This window comes from Corynebacterium sp. HMSC063A05 (genome assembly GCF_001809695.1).
GTDB lineage: Bacteria > Actinomycetota > Actinomycetes > Mycobacteriales > Mycobacteriaceae > Corynebacterium > Corynebacterium amycolatum.
Window position 1 is genome coordinate 101,477 of sequence record NZ_KV798509.1, and the last position, 13,433, is coordinate 114,909.

Sequence of the window (13,433 nt, forward strand, 5' to 3'; positions counted from 1 at the left end):
CAGGGGTAACCATTTGGCCACGCGCCCCGTTGAAGGCCACCTCGTGCGCAACTATTCGTCGTAAAGCCCGCGTACCCTCGAACACATGGCTTATCCAGACGTGTACCACGCCAATGACAACCGCTATGAAACGATGCCGTACAACCGCTCCGGCGACACGGGGCTAAAGCTTCCAGCCATTACGCTGGGACTTTGGCATAACTTTGGTGATGACCGGCCGCTCGAGACGCAGCGTGAAATCCTGCGCACCGCGTTCGACCACGGCGTCACGCACTTCGATCTCGCCAACAATTACGGCCCACCACAGGGCTCTGCGGAGGCGAATTTCGGTCGCATCATGGCCAAGGATTTCGCTCCCTACCGCGATGAAATGATCATTTCCTCCAAGGCCGGTTGGTACATGCAGGATGGCCCCTACGGCTTCGGCGGCTCGCGGAAATACCTCGTGGCCAGCTGCGATGCCTCGCTGAAGCGCATGGGCCTGGATTATGTGGACATTTTCTACCACCACCGGCCCGACCCGGATACGCCTATCGAGGAAACCGTCGCCGCCCTCGACTTCCTCGTCCGCTCGGGACGCGCGCTCTACGTCGGCGTGAGCTCCTACTCCCCCGAGCTCACTCGCCGTGCGCAGAAAATCGCGCGTGAGCTGGGCACTCCGTTGACTATTCACCAGCCGAGCTACTCCATGTTCAACCGTTGGATCGAGGACGAATTGCTGGAGACCTGCGCCGACGAAGGCATGGGCGTCATCGCCTTTTCCGCGCTTGCGCAGGGTCTTCTCACCGACCGATATCTGGATGGCGTGCCGGAGTCCTCGCGTCTCGGCGCGCACAAGATGAACTCGGGGTTCCTCAACGACGACACGCTCACCGCCATCCGTGAGCTCAACGCCATTGCTTTACGACGAGGCCAGTCCCTGGCACAGATGGCCATCTCGTGGGTTCTCCGCCGTGACGAAGTGACCTCCGCCCTAATTGGGGCATCGTCGGTGGAACAGCTGAAAAACAGCCTCGGCGCCCTGGACGCTGCGCCGTTTAGCGATGAAGAACTCGCGGAGATCGACAAGTGGGCCGTCGACCGCGGAATCAATCAGTGGCAGGGCGCTACGGAGTCTGTATAGCCGGCAGCACATACTCAATCAGCTCATCAATCTGTTCTTCCGCATCCCGTTTAGAGGTGCGGAAGTTGATGCTGACGTGATTGATGCCGAGCTGTCGCTGGGAGTGCAGCAGTTCGATGAGCTTGTTGCGGCCAAGGCGGTACCCGAAGTGGCCACCCTGCGCGAGCGCGTCGGGGTCTTCATGCAGGTCGATCCACAGTGATTCCAGGAAGGGTTTGAACACGTCCTCACCACACTCTTGTGCCACCGCTTCCTGCCAGTTGGCGATGTTCTTCTTCTGCATTTCCAAACCCTTGTGGTACATGAACCACCCGTCGGTATGCGCGGCCTTCCACTCCAGGCTCTGCTGACAGGAGCCGGTGGCCAACAGCGGAACTCGGCGTGCCAGCGGCTTGGGCACCACATCGGATCCGCCCATCTTGCCCTCGGACCACCGGATAGGCCGGTCACTGGTGCTGAGGGCCTTTTCATAGACCTCGATATGCTCGCGGAAACGCTCACCGCGCTTGCCTTTGTCCTGGTTAAAGGCGGGGAACTCCTCGGGTCGATCGCCGGTGGCAACGCCGAAGAGGAAACGGCCGTCGGAAAGCCTGTCCAGCGTGGCCGCGCGCTTAGCCATCACCAACGGATGCTGAAAAGGCACAACGATTGCGCCGGTGCCGAGCGCTATGTCGGTGGTGTGTGCGGCGATGTAGCTGAGGTACATCCAGGGGTCGTAGACCTGGCCGACGTCGCCGAATGTTTCCACACGCAGCGGGATGTCGCGCGCCCACACTGCCGCGATGCCTGCGCGTTCGGCTTTCTGAATCAGCCGAATCTGATTGCTCAGCACGTCCTTGGGTTCGGCTTCGGCGTCCTGTTCGATGGGCAGGCTGAGACCCACAGTGAGTCGGCCCGGCGCGAATGTGCGCTGGTAACCGGGTAGTTCGTCAATGGGCTTGTCCGAAAGATCAAACAGCGAGCTCATGGTGTTTAACGGTAGTACAGCTTGAGCCACGGCACTCGCAGTTAAACTGGGACCATGCTTGAGGATGCCATCATCGTCGGAGGCGGCCAAGCTGCCCTCGCTACCGCCTACTACCTGCACAAACACGACATTGATCCGCTCATTCTGGACAATCAGTCGGCTCCCGGCGGCTCCTGGCGCAATGTCTGGCCCTCAATGACGCTCTTTTCCACCCCGGGTTTCTCCAACCTTCCGGGCATCCAGATGCCCGATTATGACGGCTTCCCGCCCGCTTCCCATGTGATTGATTACCTCAGCTCCTACGAAAAGCGCTACGAACTGCGCGTTCAGCGCCCGGTTAACGTTACCCACGTCACCCACGACGGCACCTTCCACCTCACCAGCGATGCCGGAGACTTCGAGTCCCACCAACTCATCGCCGCCACCGGCAACCGCCCCTTCGTCCCCCACTACCCCGGCACGACCTCCGCAAAACAGTGGCATTCGGCCAATTACCCAGGCCCCGAGCCATTCGAAGGCTCCCGCGTTGCCGTTGTCGGCGCGGCGAACTCCGGCGCCCAAATCGCCGCTGAACTGATACTTTCCGGTATCGACACCACCTGGTTCACCCGCCACGAACCGCGCTGGATGCCCGACGACGTCGACGGTCGCGTCCTGTTCGAACGCAACCGTCAGCGAGCACTCGCCATCGCACGTGGCGAACTCGACCCCGGCCCCTCCGACAGTATCGGCGACATCGTTGTCCTGCCGTCCGTCCGCAAAGCCCGCGACTCCGGTGCCCTCACCTGGACACCCATGTTCTCTTCGCTTGACGACGTCCACGCGGACCACCTCATTTGGTGCACCGGTTTCCGCCCCGCGCTCAGCCCCTTCCGCAGCGTCGACTCCGACCTCATCGAGTTCGTCGGCTACGGCGACTGGGTTGGCCCCGGTGCAGCCACGATTATGGGTGTTGGCCCCTTCGCTAAGCGCGCGGCTGAGCGGGTGGCTGCTCGACTGTCAGCATGATCTGCATCAACATCATGTCCAACCAACGCCCGTTCTTTGTCCCTACCTGAGGCAATAGCCCAACACGCTGGAAACCATACTTTTCGTGCAGCGCAATCGACCCCTCGTTGCTGCCGTCGATCGCTGCCACCAAAACGTGCTTCCCGCCTCACGAGCAGCATCAATGGTCACCTGTAGAAGCGTCCCGCCAATGCCCCGGCCCTGAAAGCTCGGATGTACATAGATGGAGTTTTCCACTGTGTACCGAAACCCGTCGAAGTCACGAAAGTCACTAAAGGTGGCATCTCCAGCGACTTCGTCGTCAAGCGTGGCGACGAAAACCGGGTAATCCTTGTCCCAGTGCACCTCCATCCATGCAATGCGATTCTCCACGCTGACCGTGTCATCGTTCCAGATGGCGACGGTGTTGATCACGGCCTCGTTGTAAATCTCCGCGATTGCCTCGGCGTCCTCCCGCGTTGCTTGCCGAATAATCATGGTTTTGCCCCGTTTTCTGCGCTGGTTTCTGCACTCCGCCTTTATAGATGCGAGATTATCAAGCTTCCGGTTTCGAACGGGTGTTTTATTTATATTTTTCCGCAACCCTCCATACGTCACCCGCAAACAACCTGGTAGCAAACGCTTTTATGGTCAGCCGACATCTACAAAAACCATTCAAAATCTCTCATCATTTCTCTTTACAAAGCAGAACGGCACCTGTACGATAGCAAGTAAGTTCGAAAGAAAACCGACAACCATTGGAACACCAGGGGGATCCAATGAAGTCCGAACAAGTACCCGAACCATATTGGGCTCATGAGAATCCCGAAGATGAGCTCTCAGCACTCGCGCGGGCTACCAACCGCACCCACCTTGAGTTGATTGAAGCCTGCTGCCCTGCAGGCGATGATGACGTTGAAAACCATGCCGCTCGCATCAGCGTTCGCCTGGGAATCACCCGCAGTGAAGCACTGCGTATCTGTGACATTGGCCTATTGCTGGAGAAAATGCCTCAGCTAGCGGCCTACGCCCGGGAAAGCTGCGCATTATCTGTGCGGCAACTCGGCATCATTGCACATGGCGTGGTCGGCATCGAGCCTGATCAAATACCCGATGCGGAAAAGAAAATTCTGGCATTGGTCACGCCACGGAAACGTCGTCAAGCAATGATCGGACCTCGCACGCTCACTACCAAAATTGGTGATATTGCTGCGGACTTGGATGACCGTGCTCGCGCCGACGGCACAATTCCCACTATTACCGATACGGAATCGGTAACTCTGGTGGAACGTCCCGACAGCTACTCCCAAATCATTCTCACGCTGCGCCCGGACCGCGCCTATTTCGCCATGTGCGCAATTGAAACGGTCTTCCGCGCGAATGAAGAAATGACGCAGGCGGATGCATTTGTGGAACTAATCCACCAACGCACCGATGCGGAGGTTGTGCTCAATGTTTTCCGCGAGCACCACAGTGATGACGCCTGGCTGGACGGCGCCGGCTGGCTCGGCGCGCTGGTCACGGAAGAGTGGATGCAAAAGGTGACGCATGTCCGCCTCTCAGCAGACAGCGCCACCAATGGTTACCGCCCAACCCCAGCGCAGGTCGCCCGCGTTCACGGTCGTGACGGCACGTGTCGCTTCCCCGGCTGCGAAGTCCCAGCGTACAAGTGCGATATTGACCATATCGCACCGTACAACCAGGAAGACCCCGAAGCCGGTGGCCCCACCGACACACAGAATCTGCACTGCCTATGCCGGAAGCACCACAACCTGAAAACCCACAAGCTCTGGGATATCACGGCTTATGAGGACGGCTCAGAGGTGTGGTCCTCTGCCGACGGCGTTACCGCGGCGACCGTCCCGGCCGGACCGTTAGCCGGGTTCGGGCGACAGACGTTTGACAAGCGCGCTACTCAGAAGACGAAAGCACGCCATGACCACTACATGAAGTGGTGGCTGTCATTCGCGGCGGTGCCAGATCTAGTCTTTGATGATGGGGAGGATTAACCCAGCGGGCCACCGCAGTTCGGCCATGCGCCAGCACCCTGGGAGGCAAGCACGCGCTCGCCAATCTCAATCTGCTGCTCCTTGGTGGCCTGGTCAGCCGTTGGTGCGTACTGGTCACCGCCGTGGCCGCTCCAGGTCTGCTGCGAGAACTGCAGTCCGCCGTAGTAGCCGTTACCGGTATTGGTCTGCCAGTTTCCGCCGGACTCACATGCCGCAACCTGATCCCAGGCGCTGACTGATGCAGCGTTAGCGGCGGCGGTCGGGGCAGCAATCATGCCTGCTGCCACGGCGGCGGATGCGATGAACTTACCGGAAAAACGCATAAGCAGAGAACACTCCTAAAGGGTTGACTTTTCTCTTGGCCGACCAACCTACGCGCACCCTCCCCCACCCTGTCAACCCGTATCCTGGAAAGCATGTCCGTGGCAGATGTCGTCCGCAAAACCGAGAGAAGAATCAACGCGCTGGCCGCCAAGCGTTCCAAAAACGCTGGTTGGGAACCGGAAATCATCGGATTCACCGGGTACGGAAATGCAGAGCGCGTTCGCGTACTCGGCCGTGTCCTTATGAAGGATCCGGCCAAAAAACGAGACGAAGAACGAAACAAAAAACGCGGGTTTTGGCAGTTCTTTACCGTCGAACTCGCGGACTTTCCCGTCACCATCACTGCCGGCAATCGCACGGTGGAAACCACCGCGGATAGCAACGGCTACATCGAGGTGCTGATTCGGAATCACGGCCTCGAACCCGGCTGGCACGAGATCACCATCAACGACACTCCCGCAGAGGCCCTCATCCTCTCCCCGGAAACCAAATACGGCATCGTCTCCGATATTGATGACACTGTTTTGGTCACCATGCTGCCGCGCACCCTCATCGCCGCCTACAACTCCTGGGTCAAAGAGACAGACGAGCGCAAAGCCGTCGCTGGCTTCAGCGAGTTCTATGCGCAACTTCGCCGTCGTTACGCGAGCAAAACCGATGAGGACACGGACGTTCCCGTCATCTACCTTTCCACCGGCGCATGGAACACCTTCGGCACACTAAAAAAGTTCCTGCACCGCAACAACCTGCCGAAGGGCCCGCTACTGCTCACCGATTGGGGGCCAACGCCCACTGGCCTGTTCCGCTCGGGCAAGGAACATAAGAAGGTGCGACTGCGGGACCTGTTTATTGACTTCCCCGAAATCAACTGGATTCTCGTCGGTGATGACGGCCAATACGACCCGCTCATCTACGGCACAGCCGCGGCGGAGCATCCGGATAAGGTCGCGGCAATCGCAATCCGCAACCTCACTCCCAGCGAGCACGTGCTCTCCCACGGCACCGCAGTGCCAATTGAAAAACTGGAGAACAAGGAGGTTCCATTCATCGAGGGTGCCCACGGCTTTAAGCTGCTCAAACAAATCGACCAACTGCCGCAACCATGATCTACCTCCGCCAGGCCCGTATTCACGATGATGCCGAGCTCCCGGCTTACGTCGTAAAGCTCGCGTTGCCCTTCCCCATGGCCTTCACCACGCCGATTACCATCTTGACCGGCGAAAACGGCAAGGGAAAGTCGACGGTGCTGGAGGCGTTGGCGTCGGCGATGGGGGTCGACACGGACGGCGGCTCGCGGTTTAAAACGCAGGAGCGCACCTCTCCGATTCCGCTCGCGCTGACCAAGCGCAATCCCCCGGATACGTTCTTCTTTCGCGGCGACGCGCACCTGAACCTCGCGCGTTTCTACGCATCGATCGGCAGCCTCCCCGGCGGTGACGGCATGGCGGACCTCACCCAGATGAGTCACGGCCAATCCATCATGGCGCTGGCCAAACGTCGCTTCGGTGCTGAATCACTGATCTTCCTCGACGAACCCGAGGCCGGACTGTCGGTACTGCGCCAGCTTGAACTCCTCGGCCGTCTCGGCGCGCTTGCAGAAGCCGGCGCACAGATTATCATGGCGACGCATTCCCCCATCCTGCTCGCCGCACCGGAAGCAACGATCATTTCGCTTGACGACGCCGACACCACCCACTTCGAAGACACCCTCGCGGTACGAGCGACCAGGGATTTCCTAGCCGATCCCGTCGGCATCGCGGACTACATGGTGGAGCGTTTTACTTCGGATTCTTAAGCCCCAGCGATGCCACGACGCCCACGGCCGACAGCGCCACCGGTAGCCACATGGCGTCACTCATGGCGGTGATGAAGTCGCCACGGTTGCTGCTGAGCGCCGCCGCCATGACGGTGGCAATCAGCGCACTACCCAGCACACTGCCGATCTGGCGGATGGTGTTGTACACACCGGAGGCAGCACCGGCGAGGATCGGGTCAATGTTGCGGGTCGCGGCCGTCGACAGCGTGCCCCAAATAAATGCGTTGGCCACACCGAATGCAGCGCCCGGCAGTAGCAGCCACAGCACGGAGAGGTCCTCGTGGATGAGGTAGTGAAACCCGAGCATGCCCACCAGCGAGGACCCAAAACCGATCAGCGCGAACTCGCGGAACTTCAGCCGATCCAGCATTCGCCCAGTCCACGGTGCCATGACACCGGAAATCAGCGCCTGCGGCACGAGCAGTAGTGAGGCTTGGATGGTCGATAGGTCGCGAGCATTCTGGGCGAAGAGGATGATTGGGAAACCAACCGCGACCACCAGCGCGCCCATCACGGCAATGGCCAACGAGGAGACGGTGAAGTTGCGATCCTTAAAAAGGGACAGCGGCATCAGCGGTTCGGCCGTGGTCTTGGCCTCCCAGACCGTAAACAGGCCAAGAATCACCACACCGGCGGCAATCAGTGCCCAGATCCAACCGGACCAGCCGGCACTCTCCCCCTCCTGAATGCCGAAGACCAGCAGGAACATACCAATCGCGCTGAGCACGACGCCCAGATAGTCAATCTTGTTGCGGTGCGTCTCAAAGGTCGGCAGATAGCGGAACGCAAAAACGAGCCCGACCACGCCAATCGGCACATTAATGAGGAAAATCCAGCGCCAACTCAGCAGCTCAATCAACACGCCACCAGCCAGCGGCCCCGTCAGCGAGGCAATTCCGGCCGCCGCGCCCCACAGCCCCATCGCCGCACCGCGGTGCGCCGGTGGAAACATCTGCGTAATCAGCGCCATCGTCTGCGGTGTCAGCAGCGCGGCCCCCAGTCCCTGCACCACGCGGGCAATGATCAGCATGCTTAACGACGGCGCCAACCCACACGCCAGCGACGCCAACACGAAGATAACCAGGCCCGCTACATAGGTGTGCTTGACTCCCCAGAGGTCACCGAGCCTGCCAGTAATAAGCAACGGCACAGCATAGGCCAGCAAATAACCGCTGGTCACCCACATGACCTGGTTGAGCTCACCGCCCAGTTCATGCTGGATGGTGTTAATACCAACGGTGACAATGGTGGCGTCGACCAGAATCATGAAGAAGCCGAGCAATACGGTCCACAGCGCTGGCCACGCCTTTTTGGGATCAAACTGAGTATTCAAATCTGTAGCCACTCGGAGTCATGTTAGTTGATGGCTCGGTTGTTAGTTGATGGCACAGTAAAATCCAGACCATGGCTGTTCAGCATATGACCGACGAAACCATCGCCGAGTTCTTCGCCGACCACCTCTCGCGCGTAGATGATGACATGCAGCGCGCGGTGGCTCTCGAGGTGCTCGAGTGGGTCCACGAAAAGTATCCTGAACTGGGCGTTCGAATCGCCTGGAGCCAGCCGATGTTCACCCTTGATGGCACGTTCATTATCGGCTTCTCCTACGCCAAGAAGCACATGGCGATTGCCCCGGAGCGCGCAGGTATTGAAAAGTTCGCCGACGAGTTCGATGCCCGCGGCCTCTCCTACGGCAAAATGATGGTCCGCTTCCCCTGGCCAAAGGACGGCAAGGCCGAGTCCATGCCGCTGGACCTGCTTGCCAAGATGATCGAGTTCAACATGGAGGACAAGCGTGGCATGACCACGTTTTGGCGGTAGGAAGGTCTCCGTCGAATTTAGTGGCTAGCCCGAAACCACGCTGTCCAGAATCATCGCTGCATCAACAAATCTCTCGGGATGGGGACCCGCGAAGTTCAGGCGTAAATACGGGCCGATTTCCTCGGAGGGAAACCAGTCCCGTCCTGGCGCAACTATCAGTCCGCGTCCTTCGCAACGTTCGGCAACCTCTTGGGGGTCTATGCCATCGGGAAGCCTGCACCACAAGTTGAGTCCTCCTTGAGGCACGTGTGGAGTTTCCACCGACGGCGCATATCTGGATAAAGCTTCAAGCAAATCATTTCGTCGCTGTCGTAGTGCGACCTGCATATTTTTGAGGTGCGTCGCGTACGCACTTTGCTTGACGACGTCCAGCGCCACGGCCTGCAGAATTCCACTGGTGTACAACGCTTCGGCTGAAACTTCTGCGAGTATCCGCTGAAGAACCGGCCCCTTGGCAATTACTGCCCCTACCCGAACTGCAGGCGAAATCACCTTTGTCAGCGATCGCAGATAGATGACATGCCCTTCGGCATCATCCGCCGCTATCGGAACATCAGGTGCGTCGAATGCGAAATCATGTGCCCAATCGTCCTCAATGAGGAAAGCGTTGAACGCTCTTATGATTTCAATAATTGTTTTACGACGAGCTGTCGACCACCGTTTCCCATGAGGGTTACCGAACGTGGGTTGACCATAAAAAGCTCGTGCAGAACTCGTTCGTAGCAGCCTCTCCAGACTCTCGGGGATTGGCCCCTCATCATCACTTTCCACTGGTAGCAGAGAAATCCCAGCCTGCCGAGCAGCCAGGATTGCACCCCAATATGAAGGCGACTCAATGATGAGTTCCTTCGGTGAAATGGCACGAAAAATGGCACCGAGCCCGCTCTGTGTGCCTGGAACAATAACCACATCGCGCTCATTTGCCCGTACCAGTTGCGAAGCAAACCACTGCCGCAGTTCTGCCATCCCCCGCACCGGTGCTCGTCGATAGGCATCGTGCGATTTACTGACTCTGGTAAGCGCTCTTCGTACCAAGTTCGTTGGCAGCAGAGATTCATCCGGATAACCGGAATGCAGACTGATTGCCTCATCGGTGGAAGCTCTCTGGGTGGCGGCCAGAACCCTTCCGGTATTGGGCTGAGGTCCCAGCGCTCCGACTTGCCAGCTAAAGTCCGCCCGTGGGAGTTGTTGGCGATGCCTGACGAATACCCCCACGCCGACTCGCACTTCCACCAGTCCGCGGGTAGCCAGTTCGTGGATAGCGTTTCGCACTGTCACCGGGCTAACCGAATACGACCGTGTTATTTCACGGCTGGATGGCAGCTTTTCTCCGGCTTTGTGTTGCGCAATCCACGTTTCCAGCTCGCCGACCAACATAGACGTGCTACTGTTAACCATGAATATACATAGTAGCGCTATCGTATCGAAGCGCGCAGTGCTATCCTGCCCAATCCATTTTTCGCATCACCTCGACAATGTTCTCTATGACCTGCGCGGACCAATTCAGGACAAGGCCGACGAGCTACAGCGTCAGGGCGTAAAGGTCATTCCCCTCAATGTCGGAAATCCTGCCCCATTCGGCTTCCGGCCATCTGCAGAGGTACTTTCCGCTATGCACCGTGGCCTCGAGGAAACTTCTGGATACTCAAATTCCCTCGGCCTGAGTGACACCCGTCAGACTGTCGTGGACTACTACTCGCAGAATGAGGACTTCCCCGCCCTCGATAGCGATCACGTTCTCGTCGGAAATGGTGTCTCGGAGCTGGTAAACCTATGTCTACAAGCTCTCATCAACGACGGTGATGAGATCCTCATCCCCTCACCCGACTATCCACTCTGGACCGCATCCACCACCCTCGCCGGCGGAGTCCCCGTGCACTATCCCTGCCTAGAAGAAAATAATTGGCAGCCAGACGTCGATGACATACGCGAGTCCATCACAGCCAAAACTCGGGCGATTGTCATCATCAATCCAAACAATCCCACAGGCACCATCTACTCACCGGAGACTCTCTCCCAGATTGCCCAGCTCGCACGTGAGCACAATCTAGTGCTGCTTTCCGACGAAATCTACGACCGCATTGTGTACCCTGGAGCCTCATTCACTCCAACAGCTTGCCTAGCGCAGGATGTCCCCTGCTTAACGTTCTCCGGCCTTTCCAAGACGCATCGCTTGGCCGGATTGAGAGCTGGATGGGTGACTGCAACTGGATTTCGCGAACAGGACACCCTGTTTAAAGGAATTCGACTACTGGCCTCAATGCGGATGTGCGCCTCAATTCCGGCCCAGCACGCGATTGCTGCCGTGCTGGGCAAAGAACACAGCATCGACAATTTAGTACGACCCGGTGGCCGCCTCTTCGAACAAAAAGTTGCTGCCACTACAGCACTCAGCAAGATTCCCGGAATCTCGTTCATCGAGCCGCAAGGGGCGCTGTACATTTTCATTCGACTAGACGGCAATATTTACGAAATTGATAAGGATGAGGACTTCGTTCTCTCGTTTCTGGAAGCAGAACACATTCACATCGTCCAAGGCAGCGCTTTCAATGTGAAAGGCGGGACATATGTCCGGATTACTTTTCTTCCTGAGGTCGAGACAATGGAACATTTCGCCGCTCGCTTCGCAGCTCACCTGGAGAAGTACGCTAAGCGCTAGCCCCCACCTACATCGCTAAATCCGCCAGGGCATCCTCATCAATAATGGCCGTCCATCTTCGACCCGCGCAGGTATTGAAAAGTTCGCCGACGAGTTCGATGCCCGCGGCCTCTCCTACGGCAAAATGATGGTCCGCTTCCCCTGGCCAAAGGACGGCAAGGCCGAGTCCACGCCGCTGGACCTGCAAACCAAGATGATTGAGTTCAACATGGAAGACAAGCGCGGGATGACCAAGTTCTGGCGATAGGTCGGGGTTGGTTGCCGGACCTGGAAGCTGTCAAGCATTTAATGCGCATTCCTTTCCTCAGCGAGATTACGGAGGAATGCGTCTTTGTCGTCGCAGTATATCTCAATCGAGGAAACCATCATTAGCCCCTTGTAAAGATCTTCTGCCACGACTGGCGAATCCACTTCTAGCCTAACGTTCACTTCACTCAAAACAGGCACCCTGAGATTGCCATCCTCGTCAATTGCTACGTCCCCTCCTTCGCCTGCCGTTACGGAGCTCGTCTGACGCAGGTGTGACCATGGAATTTCGCAAGTAAGCCTCCGTCCAATTCGCAGTACTAGTCCCTGCGGTGTTATGAGATGTGGTTGGTCTCGAACAGTTACGTAAAACCCGGATAGAAGAACTACTGCATAAACGCTAATTACCAGCAAGAAATATCGCCAAAATGTATTAGAAATAGCGAAATGCACTATGCCGATTTCTACAATGCTCAGCGCTAATACCATAAAAACAACAGTTCGAAGATTTTTGTGCACAGTAAAGGATCTGACTTCACTGTCGACATTTTTCTGAAGTCTAAAGAATGTAAAAGCAGCTATCAGTGAGCTAACTTCCGAAACAAGTAGCGCTAGTATTTTTCGAGGTACGCCAAAATTCTTTGACGTCTCGGACAGCGAAGCAGCCCATGACCTACCATTTCTGAGATAGTCTTGCCGCATACCTCCAAACAGTAAGAGAAGAGCCGCAACTACAACGGCAAGTGGTAACAGGAATACCCAATCCGGCAAACCAGATACCACATTCATAAGAAGGATAAGAACTACTTCAAGAATAATTGCGGTAACCAGAATTGCTCTAAATATAATTTTCATGCTTACCTTCCGACTATGAACGGACAGGCTTTCCTCGGAAGAAGATTCCTCACCATGCAAGCTCTCTCTCTTAATATTTCTTACACATTCTTGAGTTGATTTTTCACGATATAAACAGGTACCAAATGATCGTTAAAATATGGCCGTGAGCCAAATTCATGACTGAACACCGCTATACCAATGTCGCAGATGGGGGGCCGACTGCCCTCATGCACATCTCAAAACTATTCGTGTTTTCTTCCACTTTCAATACAAAATCAGTTTTCGAGATTTATACTTCCCTTCTCGCGAGCTGGCTGCAATGCTAGATGGCCGACACATCCGACGACTTGTGGCCACGCTATTCACCTATCGATGCGCTGTAGCGTGTCCACAAGTGAATAGCGCATCGACAAGTGAGAGAGCCTGGCCCACAGCGTGCGCATAAGTGCCGAAAAACCATCGATAAGTCAGGAGAATCCATCGATAAGTGAGAGAAATACATCGACAAGTCCCCGAAACCTGGCCATAAGTGCCGGACAGGGTTAAGGGAGGGTTAAAGGACAAGCCAACAACCTCAGCTCAGCATCCGCCTCTGCTTCAACCCAAGCCCGGGTTAAGTAAAGAAAAGTGTGTCCGCATGCCAC

15 protein-coding genes are annotated in these 13,433 nt (G+C 57.0%); 8 read left to right on the forward strand and 7 right to left on the reverse strand.

Going from position 1 to position 13,433, the window contains the following annotated elements; genetic code table 11:
* The first annotated feature begins 85 nt into the window (after positions 1-85).
* Positions 86-1,123, forward strand: a complete 1,038-nt coding sequence (locus HMPREF2651_RS08740) for an aldo/keto reductase (protein ID WP_016421770.1) — start codon at positions 86-88, stop codon at positions 1,121-1,123.
* Here the strand turns inward: HMPREF2651_RS08740 and HMPREF2651_RS08745 are convergent.
* A complete protein-coding gene (locus HMPREF2651_RS08745) occupies positions 1,107-2,090 on the reverse strand; it encodes an LLM class oxidoreductase (RefSeq protein ID WP_016421769.1) in 984 nt (327 codons plus the stop codon). The two genes, HMPREF2651_RS08740 and HMPREF2651_RS08745, sit on opposite strands and share 17 nt — an antisense overlap.
* A 54-nt stretch (positions 2,091-2,144) precedes the next feature.
* Here HMPREF2651_RS08745 and HMPREF2651_RS08750 point away from each other — a divergent pair, with 54 nt between their 5' ends.
* Positions 2,145-3,098, forward strand: coding sequence for an NAD(P)-binding domain-containing protein (locus HMPREF2651_RS08750; protein ID WP_049181223.1), 954 nt, complete (start codon positions 2,145-2,147; stop codon positions 3,096-3,098).
* Here the strand turns inward: HMPREF2651_RS08750 and HMPREF2651_RS11245 are convergent.
* Positions 3,055-3,219, reverse strand: coding sequence for a GNAT family N-acetyltransferase (locus HMPREF2651_RS11245; RefSeq protein ID WP_311199636.1), 165 nt, complete (start codon positions 3,217-3,219; stop codon positions 3,055-3,057). The two genes, HMPREF2651_RS08750 and HMPREF2651_RS11245, sit on opposite strands and share 44 nt — an antisense overlap.
* Positions 3,141-3,575: a GNAT family N-acetyltransferase gene (locus tag HMPREF2651_RS08755; RefSeq protein ID WP_311199634.1), complete on the reverse strand. Its 435-nt coding sequence runs from the start codon at positions 3,573-3,575 to the stop codon at positions 3,141-3,143. The genes HMPREF2651_RS11245 and HMPREF2651_RS08755 overlap by 79 nt, the downstream gene beginning before the upstream one ends.
* 281 nt (positions 3,576-3,856) lie before the next feature.
* Here HMPREF2651_RS08755 and HMPREF2651_RS08760 point away from each other — a divergent pair, with 281 nt between their 5' ends.
* Complete coding sequence (locus HMPREF2651_RS08760; RefSeq protein ID WP_049181222.1) at positions 3,857-5,086, forward strand: HNH endonuclease signature motif containing protein; 1,230 nt, start codon at positions 3,857-3,859, stop codon at positions 5,084-5,086.
* On the opposite strand, the gene HMPREF2651_RS08765 is transcribed toward HMPREF2651_RS08760, so the two are convergent.
* Positions 5,083-5,409, reverse strand: a complete 327-nt coding sequence (locus HMPREF2651_RS08765; RefSeq protein WP_005511827.1) for a transglycosylase family protein — start codon at positions 5,407-5,409, stop codon at positions 5,083-5,085. The two genes, HMPREF2651_RS08760 and HMPREF2651_RS08765, sit on opposite strands and share 4 nt — an antisense overlap.
* A 93-nt stretch (positions 5,410-5,502) precedes the next feature.
* Between HMPREF2651_RS08765 and HMPREF2651_RS08770 the strand changes: the two genes are divergently transcribed.
* On the forward strand, positions 5,503-6,516 hold the full coding sequence (locus HMPREF2651_RS08770; protein ID WP_049181221.1) for an App1 family protein: 1,014 nt from the start codon (positions 5,503-5,505) through the stop codon (positions 6,514-6,516).
* Complete coding sequence (locus HMPREF2651_RS08775) at positions 6,513-7,205, forward strand: AAA family ATPase (RefSeq protein ID WP_049181219.1); 693 nt, start codon at positions 6,513-6,515, stop codon at positions 7,203-7,205. The genes HMPREF2651_RS08770 and HMPREF2651_RS08775 overlap by 4 nt, the downstream gene beginning before the upstream one ends.
* Here the strand turns inward: HMPREF2651_RS08775 and HMPREF2651_RS08780 are convergent.
* On the reverse strand, positions 7,189-8,571 hold the full coding sequence (locus HMPREF2651_RS08780) for a DHA2 family efflux MFS transporter permease subunit (protein ID WP_049181218.1): 1,383 nt from the start codon (positions 8,569-8,571) through the stop codon (positions 7,189-7,191). The two genes, HMPREF2651_RS08775 and HMPREF2651_RS08780, sit on opposite strands and share 17 nt — an antisense overlap.
* A gap of 59 nt (positions 8,572-8,630) precedes the next feature.
* Here HMPREF2651_RS08780 and HMPREF2651_RS08785 point away from each other — a divergent pair, with 59 nt between their 5' ends.
* On the forward strand, positions 8,631-9,047 hold the full coding sequence (locus HMPREF2651_RS08785; protein ID WP_038627139.1) for an iron chaperone: 417 nt from the start codon (positions 8,631-8,633) through the stop codon (positions 9,045-9,047).
* 24 nt (positions 9,048-9,071) lie between these two features.
* Here HMPREF2651_RS08785 and HMPREF2651_RS08790 read toward each other — a convergent pair whose 3' ends face one another.
* Complete coding sequence (locus tag HMPREF2651_RS08790) at positions 9,072-10,445, reverse strand: aminotransferase-like domain-containing protein (protein WP_070586031.1); 1,374 nt, start codon at positions 10,443-10,445, stop codon at positions 9,072-9,074.
* Between HMPREF2651_RS08790 and HMPREF2651_RS08795 the strand changes: the two genes are divergently transcribed.
* Entirely contained in the window at positions 10,444-11,706 is a 1,263-nt protein-coding gene (locus HMPREF2651_RS08795) for an aminotransferase class I/II-fold pyridoxal phosphate-dependent enzyme (protein WP_070559946.1), read from the forward strand. The two genes, HMPREF2651_RS08790 and HMPREF2651_RS08795, sit on opposite strands and share 2 nt — an antisense overlap.
* Before the next feature lie 124 nt (positions 11,707-11,830).
* On the forward strand, positions 11,831-11,953 hold the full coding sequence (locus HMPREF2651_RS11180) for a hypothetical protein (RefSeq protein ID WP_255463556.1): 123 nt from the start codon (positions 11,831-11,833) through the stop codon (positions 11,951-11,953).
* 38 nt (positions 11,954-11,991) lie between these two features.
* Here the strand turns inward: HMPREF2651_RS11180 and HMPREF2651_RS08805 are convergent, their stop codons facing one another.
* Positions 11,992-12,807: a hypothetical protein gene (locus HMPREF2651_RS08805; RefSeq protein WP_049181217.1), complete on the reverse strand. Its 816-nt coding sequence runs from the start codon at positions 12,805-12,807 to the stop codon at positions 11,992-11,994.
* Between the last annotated feature and the right edge of the window lie 626 nt (positions 12,808-13,433).

Coding starts and splice junctions, on each gene's coding strand:
- HMPREF2651_RS08775 (WP_049181219.1), top strand. CDS start 6,513: ATGATCTACCTCCGCCAGGCCCGTATTCACGATGATGCCGAGCTCCCG.
- HMPREF2651_RS08805 (WP_049181217.1), bottom strand. CDS start 12,807: ATGAAAATTATATTTAGAGCAATTCTGGTTACCGCAATTATTCTTGAA.
- HMPREF2651_RS08760 (WP_049181222.1), top strand. CDS start 3,857: ATGAAGTCCGAACAAGTACCCGAACCATATTGGGCTCATGAGAATCCC.
- HMPREF2651_RS08755 (WP_311199634.1), bottom strand. CDS start 3,575: ATGATTATTCGGCAAGCAACGCGGGAGGACGCCGAGGCAATCGCGGAG.
- HMPREF2651_RS11180 (WP_255463556.1), top strand. CDS start 11,831: ATGATGGTCCGCTTCCCCTGGCCAAAGGACGGCAAGGCCGAGTCCACG.
- HMPREF2651_RS08765 (WP_005511827.1), bottom strand. CDS start 5,409: ATGCGTTTTTCCGGTAAGTTCATCGCATCCGCCGCCGTGGCAGCAGGC.
- HMPREF2651_RS08750 (WP_049181223.1), top strand. CDS start 2,145: ATGCTTGAGGATGCCATCATCGTCGGAGGCGGCCAAGCTGCCCTCGCT.
- HMPREF2651_RS08770 (WP_049181221.1), top strand. CDS start 5,503: ATGTCCGTGGCAGATGTCGTCCGCAAAACCGAGAGAAGAATCAACGCG.
- HMPREF2651_RS08745 (WP_016421769.1), bottom strand. CDS start 2,090: ATGAGCTCGCTGTTTGATCTTTCGGACAAGCCCATTGACGAACTACCC.
- HMPREF2651_RS08785 (WP_038627139.1), top strand. CDS start 8,631: ATGGCTGTTCAGCATATGACCGACGAAACCATCGCCGAGTTCTTCGCC.
- HMPREF2651_RS08740 (WP_016421770.1), top strand. CDS start 86: ATGGCTTATCCAGACGTGTACCACGCCAATGACAACCGCTATGAAACG.
- HMPREF2651_RS08795 (WP_070559946.1), top strand. CDS start 10,444: ATGAATATACATAGTAGCGCTATCGTATCGAAGCGCGCAGTGCTATCC.
- HMPREF2651_RS08790 (WP_070586031.1), bottom strand. CDS start 10,445: ATGGTTAACAGTAGCACGTCTATGTTGGTCGGCGAGCTGGAAACGTGG.